The sequence below is a fragment of the Scopulibacillus darangshiensis genome, assembly GCF_004341035.1.
Classification (GTDB): Bacteria; Bacillota; Bacilli; order Bacillales; family Sporolactobacillaceae; genus Scopulibacillus; species Scopulibacillus darangshiensis.
The window spans coordinates 38,846-48,949 of record NZ_SLXK01000032.1 but is presented as its reverse complement, the minus strand read 5'-3'; the positions used below and the strand labels follow the sequence as shown (position 1 = coordinate 48,949).

Sequence of the window (10,104 nt, the reverse complement as noted above, 5' to 3'; positions counted from 1 at the left end):
AATGCTAAATGAAAGCCAGCGCCTTTAGACGCCGGCCGGTAGTTTAGGCTTATAGCCTTTGTGCAAACCACCCTTTGGAAGGGTGGTTATGATTTGGCCAACATTAGCTCATATTAATAAGCATAAGGGTTGTTTGGGTAAATAAACGAACGAAATTTGGATATATCACTTAAAATGTTCGTATTTCATTGACTTTAATAGAATAAAACTGGTACAATGACAATGGTTTTTAAAAGATCTTATAAACTTTTAGGGGGCGCTATTATGTCTTCTGTTGTAGTTGTTGGAGCGCAATGGGGCGATGAAGGTAAAGGGAAAATTACGGATTACCTTTCAGAAAACGCCGAGGTTATTTCACGTTACCAAGGCGGCAATAACGCCGGACATACGATTGTATTTAACGGTAAAAAGTACAAACTGCATTTGATTCCGTCTGGTATTTTCTATGATGATAAAATTTGTGTTGTGGGAAACGGTATGGTTGTCGATCCAAAGGCACTTGTTGAAGAAATCAATTATTTGCATGAGAATGGTGTCTCAACTGATAATTTGCGGATCAGCAACCGCGCCCACGTTATTCTTCCATATCATATCAAATTGGATATTGTTGAAGAAGAAAGCAAAGGCGCGCAAAAGATTGGGACAACGAAGAAAGGCATTGGTCCGGCTTATATGGATAAAGCAGCACGTACAGGCATCCGTATGGCGGACCTGCTTGAACCGGAAACATTTAAAGAAAAGCTTGCGAAAAACCTTGAGGATAAGAATCGCTTGCTTGAAAAAGTATATGAAACGGAAGGATTCCGGCTGGAAGATATTTTTAACGAATATCTAGGTTATGGGGAGCAGATTAAGCGTTACGTTTGCGACACTTCCGTTGTCTTAAATGATGCATTGGACGAAGGGCGCCGTGTGCTGTTTGAAGGCGCGCAAGGTGTTATGCTTGATATTGATCAAGGGACCTATCCTTTTGTCACCTCATCAAACCCTGTAGCGGGCGGTGTAACCATTGGTTCTGGTGTCGGACCGACGAAGATCAAGCATGTTGTCGGTGTAACGAAGGCCTATACGACACGTGTCGGCGATGGCCCGTTCCCGACTGAGCTGAACAATGCTATTGGAGATCAAATTCGTGATACAGGCAATGAGTACGGGACGACAACTGGACGTCCGCGCCGTGTCGGCTGGTTTGACAGTGTTGTCGTTCGTCACGCCCGTCGTGTCAGCGGCATGACTGACCTGTCGCTTAATTGCCTTGATGTTCTCAGCGGCCTTGAAACGGTGAAGATTTGTGTTGCTTATAAATACAAAGGCGAAACCATTGAGGAGTTCCCTGCCAGCCTTAAGGTTTTGGCTGAATGTGAACCTGTCTTCGAAGAAATGCCAGGCTGGAAGGAAGACATTACGAAGGTGAACAACCTCTCTGAACTTCCTGATAACGCGAGACACTACCTTGAGCGTGTCTCTCAGCTTACAGGCATTCCCCTTTCCATCTTCTCCGTCGGCCCTGACCGCGACCAAACTAACTTGGTCAGAGGCGTATTTGCATAAGGTATTAACGACCCGCCGGCATGGTAAATTTCACCATTCCGGTGGTTTTTTTTGTTTGATGAATTAGGTCCAACAGTTACGGAGAAACTTTAAAATGTTATGGCTTTTCATCTTAAATTTCCGGATAATAAAGCCCCGATTTGGCACAAAAAATCACTTTTTCCTTCCGTCGATAAAAAAACAGTTGCATTTCAAAAAATAAGATGGTATTATATTATTTGTTGTCACAAACAGCACAAAAGCATAAGATGTTTATAACAAATGAATAAGTATTAATTTTCAAATCGTCGCGGGGTGGAGCAACGAGCATCACTTCTCGAATTTACTACAAGTTGTCTCGAAGCATCATACACTTCGGAGCTTTGCTGGAAGATGGAGAGACAGTTTTTTATAACAAATGAATAAGCATTAATTTTCAAATCGTCGCGGGGTGGAGCAACGAGCATCACTTCTCGAATTTACTACGAGTTGTCTCGAAGCATACACTTCGGAGCTTTTCTGGAAGATGGAGAGACAGTTTTTTATAACAAATGAATAAGCATTAATTTTCATATCGTCGCGGGGTGGAGCAGTTCGGTAGCTCGTCGGGCTCATAACCCGAAGGTCGCAGGTTCAAATCCTGCCCCCGCAACCAATATTTATCAAACGTTCAACGTCGAATAATCATCATCGATCGCTTGATATCGGTAGTGCCCGCTGGGTGCAACCAATATTTATCAAACGTTCAACATTGAATAACTATCATAAATACATAGTTTTACCTTAATTACATAAGAAGTGGACCCGTGGTGTAGCGGTTAACATGCCTGCCTGTCACGCAGGAGATCGCCGGTTCGATCCCGGTCGGGTCCGCCATTTTGATTAATTGGACGACCACCAATATAAAATGGCTCGGGTAGCTCAGTCGGTAGAGCAACGAGCATCACATCTTGAAATTACTTCGAGTTGTCTCGAAGCATACGCCTCGGAGCAAAAGCTTGCAGATGGAGAGACAGAAATACAAAATACCGACCACCAATATAAAATGGCTCGATAGCTCAGTCGGTAGAGCAGAGGACTGAAAATCCTCGTGTCGGCGGTTCGATTCCGTCTCGAGCCACCATGTTTTGCATGTACAAGCATGTTACTCTTTATGAGTAATATGCTTTTTTCCCTTTTATACCCAAATAATGCATCCGGTCCGCAGAAGGCCAAATTCCCCTTGATTGCTACATTTTCTTTTTGACTCCATAAAATGACACGATTCCTACATGTGTATTACAAATCCTCTGATTTCCTTGAGGCCCTGCACAATTATGATAGATTGGTATTTGTGAGAATCAAATAAGACAATCGACCTACATATATAGAAGTGTGTGTTGCTTTGGGAAGGAAGGGAAAATGAACAAAATTAATATAAATTCGGCGATCACAGGTTTTGCTTCGAAAACATTTACTAGATTTACAAAAGGGGCCCTGTTTGCTGGCGCAATAGCACTTGCTTTAGGAACTGGAAGTCACCATGCGAGTGCGGCTAACGGACAGATGGCCGCCTCAAACAATATCCAGACTATATATCATGTCTATGCCGGGGAGAACCCCCTTGGCACAGTTAATGATAAAAGTGAAATAAATAAGCTTACATCAGACATGCTGGCAAAGGCAAAAGAGAAAGATCCAGATTATGACTATGTGCTGAGCCAAGATGTTACACTGATTCCGGAAAAAGTCTTTCAGGCTTCTACTAATGATAAGGAAGTCATCACCAAACTTAAAGACGCCATCAAGGTTAGGGTGAAAGCCGCCGAGATTAAAGTCGGCGATCAAACCGTAGGCTTCGTGAAGGATCAAAAAGCAGCCGATAAAGTCCTTCAAAAATTCAAGGAGCAATATATATCTGAGAAGGCCATGAAAAAGTTTGAAGAGCAGAAGAAGGATTCGGATGGCGAATCGAAAAATGACAAACCTAATTCAGATCAACTCGAGGACGGGATCTTATCCATTGAGCTGTCAGATGATTTTAATACCCAAGAGAGTAAAACAACGAGAGATAAGCTGTCCCGCGTTGATGACATGGTTGACCTCCTTTCACATGGCAATCTAGTTAAGGACGAATATAATGTGAAAGAGGGGGATGCGCTCAGTAATATTGCTGACCATTTCAATCTCTCAATGGACGAGCTTCATAACCTTAATCCTAAAATTAAAGAAGACGGCATTCTGCATGTCGGCGATACCATCATCGTGAAAAAGCCTAAACCTTACCTTAAGATCAAAGTCGTAAAAAATGAAACGAGAGAATACAAGATTGATTTTGACCGAGATGTAAAAAAGAACGATGACATGTATAAAGGTGATGAGAAGGTACTTCAAAAGGGGAAGACCGGAAAAAGACGGGTCACCTCCCGGATTATCTTAGAAAACGGTCATATCGCTGATAAAAAGACTTTAAAAGAAAAAATTCTGTCAGAACCCAAAAAGGAAATCATTGAAAAAGGAACAAGAGTCGTCCCTTCTAGAGGGTCAGGTCAGCTCGCTTGGCCGGCGGTCGGCGGTGTCATCACAAGCAAGATGGGCAAACGATGGGGTGAGTTTCACAAGGGCATTGACATTTCCGGAGTCACCGACCGGTCCATTTTAGCGGCGGACAATGGCACTGTCACATCTGCCGGCTGGGATGATGGCGGCTATGGCAACAGGGTCGTGATCAATCATAATAACGGTATGAAGACAACCTATAATCACATGGCATCCATTACCGTTCACAAAGGACAGGTTGTCAAGAAAGGACAGCAGGTTGGCATCATGGGGTCCACAGGGGATTCTACTGGCCGTCACCTCCATTTTGAAGTTTATAAAGATGGCAACCTCGTTAACCCGGAAAACTACCTGCCGTAACAAAAAGCCTTCGGAAGCTTCTTCCGAAGGCTTTTACCATGGGCTTTACCAAGAATAGTAGACAATCATGACATCAGATCAGCTTGTATGGTAAAATAATATGAATGTATCAAAATAAATTTGACAATTAGCCAGGAGGGATCGGCCTCAATGGATAAAAAAATACTTGTTGTTGATGATGAACAACCAATTGCAGATATTTTACAATTTAATTTAGAAAAAGAAGGCTTTGAAGTAATCGTTGCTTATGATGGTGAAGAGGCTTTGCAAAAGGCTGAAGAAGAAAAGCCCGACATGATTCTTCTCGATGTGATGCTTCCGGTGAAGGACGGCATGGAGGTCTGCCGTGAATTAAGAAAGACCTACGATATGCCGATCATCATGCTGACAGCTAAGGATTCTGAGATCGATAAAGTGCTCGGTCTGGAACTTGGTGCTGATGATTACGTCACAAAGCCTTTCAGCAACCGTGAGCTTATAGCTAGGGTTAAGGCGAATCTTCGCCGCCATCAGCAGGAATCAGAAAAAGAAGACAAGACCAATGAAATCACAATTGGAGCGCTCACCATCCATCCTGATGCCTATTTAGTAACCAAAAGAGGCGAGGCGATCGAGCTCACCCACCGTGAATTCGAATTGCTTCACTATTTGGCCAAGCATTTAGGACAAGTCATGACGCGCGAGCATCTGTTGCAAACCGTATGGGGTTATGATTACTTTGGCGACGTCAGAACGGTTGATGTGACTGTAAGAAGGCTGAGAGAAAAGGTTGAAGACAACGCGAGTCGTCCAGCTTGGATCATTACAAGACGGGGCGTCGGCTATTATCTAAGAAATCCGGATCAGGAGTAGTATTTACATGAAAAAAGTCGGTTTTTTTAAATCGATCCAAGTTAAATTTGTACTCGTATACACCCTGCTGATATTGCTCGCCATGCAAATCATCGGTGTCAATTTTACTGACCGTGTCATGGAGAATTCCCTTGACACCTTCAATGCAACACTAAAGCAGCAGGCAAACATGCTCGCCATTAATGTCGGGGAAGCAATTAAAGAAGCCAAGGAAACAACGCAAGGCGACCCGAACGATATTACGGCAAAGGTGAACGATCAGCTATCAAATATTGAAGGCGGCCTTAAGGAAGTTGAGGTCATTGACGATACCGGGATAATCGTCGCCACAACAGATCGAGAGCATCAGGATATCGTCGGAAAACGAACGACCGATGAGAAGATAATGCATGATGTTTTAAACTCGACAAATACCAATCATCAATACAAGCAGCGGGATGAAAAGACGGGTGAGCGGTTTGGCGCCATCACCACTCCGATCATGGTCGACAATCAGAGCTACGGTATTCTTTATGTTGCAAAATCCATGGAAGGAATCTATAAGGACCTCAGGGAAAATAACGGCATTCTGGCGAGCGCAACTGTGATCGCTTTGCTTGTCACCGCGCTCCTCGGCATGTTTTTGGCGCGAACCTTTACCAAGCCGCTCGCACAAATGCAAAAGCAGGCCTTGGCTATCTCCCAAGGTAATTTTACGAGGAAGGTCAAGCGTTATGATGAAGACGAAATCGGTCAATTGGCCATGTCCTTTAATAATATGACCGAAAGGCTACACGAAGCTAACGCAACGACTGAGGCTGAAAGGCGGAAGCTGCGTTCAGTTCTTACTTATATGACTGACGGTGTAATTGCCACGGACAAGAACGGCCATGTTATCCTAATGAACAACCGGTCAGAAGAGCTGCTCGGTGTCTACCGTCAAAACGTGCTGGGATCTTTCATTATCGATTTGCTTAAAGTTAAAGATGAATACAGCATTGACGATCTTTACAAGCTAGACCAAACGATCATTTTGGACTTCAGCAATGATGAACAAAAAATATTGCTTAGGGCCAATTTTTCGATGATCAAGAAGGAAAGCGGGGCAGTTAACGGACTGATTGCTGTTTTGCATGATGTTACGGAGCAGGAGCAAGTCGAGACCGAACGTCGTGAATTTGTTGCTAACGTCTCCCATGAACTTAGGACCCCGTTAACAACGATGCGAAGCTACCTTGAAGCCCTGCAAGACGGTGCTGTTAATGATGAAGCCCTTGCAACGAAGTTTCTCGGCGTGACACAAACCGAAACTGAGCGAATGATCCGCCTTGTCAATGATCTCCTGCAGCTTTCCAAGCTTGATGCCAAGGATTACACTATTTCACCACAGCGGACTGAATTTATGGCCTTCTTTAATAAAATTATCGACCGCTTTGATATGGCAAAGAAACAGAACATTCATTTGGTCCGGAAGCTGCCGGACGCAAGAGTTTATGTTTATATCGATAGAGATAAGCTGACCCAAGTGATCGATAATATCATTTCCAATGCTTTAAAATATTCTCCCGAAGGCGGTTCGCTTACCTTCCAGGTAATTAAACAAAAGGGTTTTTTGAGGATAAGCATCAGTGACCAAGGCGTCGGAATCCCTAAAGAAAATTTAGGGAAAATTTTCATGAGATTCTATCGTGTTGACCGGGCCCGTTCAAGGAAGCTTGGTGGAACTGGGCTTGGGCTCGCTATTGCCAAGGAAATGATTGAAGCACAGGGTGGCCAAATTTGGGCCGAAAGTGAATGGAACAAAGGAACAACAATTATTTTTACACTCCCGTTAACTAGGGGAGGCAGGGAATTATGAAAAGGGAAACATTAAAAACTGTTTTTTTAACTGTCTTAGTGTTTTTAAGTGTTGCATTGACATGGAATATTTTATTTTTCCAAACAGATTACAAGAAAGTCCAGGGGCCCGGTGAATCAATCGAAAATATAGCGATCGCTGAATCCAGGGAACTAGCGGATGTTGTTCAGCCTTACTTAGCCGTCTACCATCTGGATGACCAAATATATGGCCAACCTAACAGTGAGTCAGTGGCAAAGGTCTATAGCCTTATGCTTGCAGGGAAATATTCCAATGTTTTTCCCTTGGGTGGCCAAGGCAGCCTTCCGGAAAAGCATAACAATAATTCTTATGAGATTATTTTTTCTGCTCCCTTAACCATTGATACACTGACACAGCTGTTTCAATTTAATCGGAAAGAGCTGACGGTTAAAAAAAATGTACTGATCGACCGTGTAGAGGTTTATAAGCCATTCGGTGAAAATCGTGTCATCGCCGTTTTCAAAACACCTAATGGAAGCCCTGCTTTTTATGCGACAGTGTCTTCACTTGATCTTAATGATCTTAAGAGCACGATGCCGGATAAGAAGCTTGTACCCTATTTTAAACAGCGGTTAAAGGACAAAGTGGTCTTTCTGCCAGATCAGGATCAGGATATTCCATCAATTTTAAGTTATTATGACACAATTAATTTTGAGGATTTTAAGCAGATATTGTTCCCTAATCCGGAAAATGCGTTCTATAATAATGGCACCTATCAAGACAGCAGCCACAAAATGGAGAAAAACGCTAATGTTCTGCAGTATGTTAATGCGACGATTAATAATATAACGCCTGCTGGAGGGCAAGATCCAATCCTCCATAGCTTTGATTATATCAATAGCCACAAGGGCTGGACAGACAGTTTTATCTATGATGGTCTATCGCAATCACCATCTGCTATGAAGGATGAAGTGAACTTTCGATTGAAGCTCGGCGACTACTCCGTGTATAGTCTGAAGTACTCAATATTATATTTGCCATCCATTAATCTGGTGTGGAAAAATGGGGAACTAAGAAATCTCAATCGGACCTTGCTTAATTTTAACAAGATCGGTGAAAAGGATCATAACAGGATTTTGTCAGGGAGTAAGGTGCTTGATCGGCTTAATCAGAAAGCCTCATTAACAGCACGAACGATTGAGGATCTTCGGATCGGCTACCGGCTGAGACCCGTAGATGAGTCTATTCCATCCATCAATCTCGTCCCCGAATGGTTTTACAAACAGGGAGGAAAATGGCATTCCGTCGCAGATGAACTTGCGCCTAAGAAGCCTATAGAAGGAGAGAAACAACCATGAATTGGAGCCGAACAAAGACGATTTTTATAATTTGTTTCCTCCTTCTTGATCTCTTTCTGGGTAACCAGCTGTATGACCGTCATAAGAATAGCCAGGACTTTGATGTTTTTCCACAAAACAATGTGGAAAGTAATTTGGGGAAAAATATAAATATTGATACGGTGCTGCCTGAGGCTAAAAAGAATATCACTGTAATCAAGGGACAGCGGATGTCTTTTGTTAATGACACTGGTGAGCTGCTTGATTCGCTTAAAAGGCTTGAAGGACCAAAGGGTCATGTGATTCAAACGATTGAAGCCTTTGATAACGGCACAGTCATTCAAAGCACGCTTAAAAAGCCGATTCCGATACCGAAAAAAGCGGCAAATCAACAGGCAGCATTGCGGAACTATGTCTATAAAGGCAATGAATATAAATATTGGAAGACCGATGAAAAGGAACATACGATCACATTTGTTCAGACATTCAATGACAGCCCAGTTTTTATTAAAGAAAGAGGCAACTCAAATACCCTAAAGGTCTTTGTTGATAATGGGAAAATTACCGGGTATAGACAAAGTTATTTTACGTTCAGCAAGGCAAAAAACGCGCTGGACCTTATCAGTGCAGAGAAAGCAATCAATAATTTATGGGAAAAAAATGAGCTGCCCGTCAGTTTAAATCCTGTGGTTAAGGATGTTGAACTAAGCTATCTGAACCTGATCGGTGACGCCACTTTGGACAAAGCGCTATTCTTTATGCCCTCTTGGCATGTTAGAGTGAAGACAAACGAGGGCATGAAAGAGTTTTTTGTCAATGCAACCTCAGGACTTATTCAAACTATGGATGATGCGGAGTGACAGGATGACTTTACAATACAGTGTATTGGCAAGCGGCAGCACTGGAAACGCGATCTATATCGAGACTAACGAGAAGCGAATTTTAGTCGATTGCGGACTAAGCGGTAAAAAAATGATGGGATTGCTTGAGCATATTGACCGCCGGGCAGATCACCTGGACGCTATTCTTGTGACACACGAACACAGCGACCATATCAAAGGTCTAGGGGCGTTTGCCAGACGCCACAAACTGCCGATTTACGCGAATGCAAAAACGTGGCATTCAATGTCTTCATTGATCGGTGAGATCCCTTTGGATCAAAAGTTCAACTTCGAAACAGGTGCTGTACACACTTTTGGTGATATCGATATCGAGTCCTTCGGCGTTTCCCACGATGCTGCTGAACCGATGTTTTTTGTTTTTCGGCATGAGGGGAAGAAATTATCATTGTTGACGGACCTTGGTTATGTATCTGACCGTATTAAAGGAACCGTTAAGCATTCTGATGCCTATATTCTTGAAGCCAATCATGATATCCAAATGCTCATGATGGGGCGCTATCCATGGAACGTCAAGCGCCGGATTCTAGGCGATTCCGGCCATATTTCCAATGAAGATGCGGGACTGGCCTTAACCGAAATCCTCGGAAATGAAACAAAGCGTGTCCATTTGGCACACCTAAGCAAGGATAATAATATGAAGGAGCTGGCGCGGATGAGTGTCCAGCAAAAGCTTGAGCAATACGGTGTAAGGGCCGGCGACGATTTGGGTCTTTATGATACAGATCCCGCTGTGCCGACCAGATTGTCGGCTATATAGGTTTAAGTGATCATCGGGAGCGGTTATTAA

At 43.2% G+C, this 10,104-nt stretch carries 7 protein-coding genes and 3 tRNA genes; all 10 read left to right on the top strand.

All coding sequences use genetic code 11. The features are described from left to right. Positions 1–264 precede the first annotated feature (264 nt). The 10 genes from EV207_RS17360 to EV207_RS17315 all read left to right on the top strand — a co-directional run bounded on the left by EV207_RS17360 (position 265) and on the right by EV207_RS17315 (position 10,074). The gene (locus EV207_RS17360; RefSeq protein ID WP_132747415.1) at positions 265–1,551 is read left to right on the top strand and encodes an adenylosuccinate synthase; all 1,287 of its coding nucleotides are present in this window, start codon (positions 265–267) and stop codon (positions 1,549–1,551) included. A 557-nt stretch (positions 1,552–2,108) separates the two neighbouring features. Continuing rightward, positions 2,109–2,185 (top strand) — tRNA-Met (locus EV207_RS17355). Positions 2,186–2,330: 145 nt separating this feature from the next. Continuing rightward, positions 2,331–2,406, top strand: a tRNA-Asp gene (locus EV207_RS17350). 171 nt (positions 2,407–2,577) lie between these two features. Next, a tRNA-Phe gene (locus EV207_RS17345) sits at positions 2,578–2,653 on the top strand. A 278-nt stretch (positions 2,654–2,931) separates the two neighbouring features. Continuing rightward, complete coding sequence (locus EV207_RS17340; protein WP_132747414.1) at positions 2,932–4,428, top strand: M23 family metallopeptidase; 1,497 nt, start codon at positions 2,932–2,934, stop codon at positions 4,426–4,428. Between the two features lie 150 nt (positions 4,429–4,578). Continuing rightward, positions 4,579–5,280: a response regulator YycF gene (yycF, locus tag EV207_RS17335; protein WP_132747413.1), complete on the top strand. Its 702-nt coding sequence runs from the start codon at positions 4,579–4,581 to the stop codon at positions 5,278–5,280. Positions 5,281–5,287: 7 nt separating this feature from the next. Continuing rightward, positions 5,288–7,117: a cell wall metabolism sensor histidine kinase WalK gene (walK, locus tag EV207_RS17330; protein ID WP_132747412.1), complete on the top strand. Its 1,830-nt coding sequence runs from the start codon at positions 5,288–5,290 to the stop codon at positions 7,115–7,117. Then, the gene (locus EV207_RS17325) at positions 7,114–8,436 is read left to right on the top strand and encodes a YycH family regulatory protein (protein WP_132747411.1); all 1,323 of its coding nucleotides are present in this window, start codon (positions 7,114–7,116) and stop codon (positions 8,434–8,436) included. Before walK ends, EV207_RS17325 begins: the two co-directional genes overlap by 4 nt. Next, positions 8,433–9,275: a two-component system regulatory protein YycI gene (locus EV207_RS17320; RefSeq protein ID WP_132747410.1), complete on the top strand. Its 843-nt coding sequence runs from the start codon at positions 8,433–8,435 to the stop codon at positions 9,273–9,275. The genes EV207_RS17325 and EV207_RS17320 overlap by 4 nt, the downstream gene beginning before the upstream one ends. A gap of 4 nt (positions 9,276–9,279) precedes the next feature. After that, positions 9,280–10,074, top strand: coding sequence for an MBL fold metallo-hydrolase (locus tag EV207_RS17315; protein WP_132747409.1), 795 nt, complete (start codon positions 9,280–9,282; stop codon positions 10,072–10,074). Positions 10,075–10,104 lie beyond the last annotated feature (30 nt).